The organism is Christiangramia aquimixticola (assembly GCF_048285835.1).
GTDB classification, from domain to species: Bacteria; Bacteroidota; Bacteroidia; order Flavobacteriales; family Flavobacteriaceae; genus Christiangramia; species Christiangramia aquimixticola.
In genome coordinates this window covers 1-330 of the sequence record NZ_JBLVTL010000127.1, presented here as the reverse complement: position 1 = coordinate 330, position 330 = coordinate 1, and the positions used below count along the sequence as shown (strand labels likewise).

Genomic DNA, 330 nt, shown 5'->3' with positions numbered 1-330 from the left:
AAATCATCGGTATGTAAGGCCTGATTTCGCTTAGCATCTTTTGATTTGAGATGTTCTGGAAAATAAGGGGGATTGCTTACAATCAAATCAAAAAGTTGATCCTCTGGTAAATCCTGGAACCGGAGTTTGACCACCCTTAGCCTTGCGGAAAAAGGACTTTCTCGGAAGTTTTCAGCTGCTTGATCGGCAGCATCCTCATCGAGTTCGACAGCCGTGATGCGGGCCTCTTGAAACCTTTGCGCCAGCATCAGGGAAATCACCCCGGTACCAGTGCCAACATCCAAAATGGTAGCTGAAGAGACGGTTTCAGCCAATGCTCCAAGAAGCACC

Annotated in this window: 1 protein-coding gene; it reads right to left on the bottom strand. The window is 47.6% G+C overall.

The annotated features are described in order from the left end of the window. Positions 1 to 330: tRNA1(Val) (adenine(37)-N6)-methyltransferase (locus tag ACNKXV_RS13805; protein ID WP_417908299.1), on the bottom strand; the 330-nt coding region annotated here is incomplete at both ends.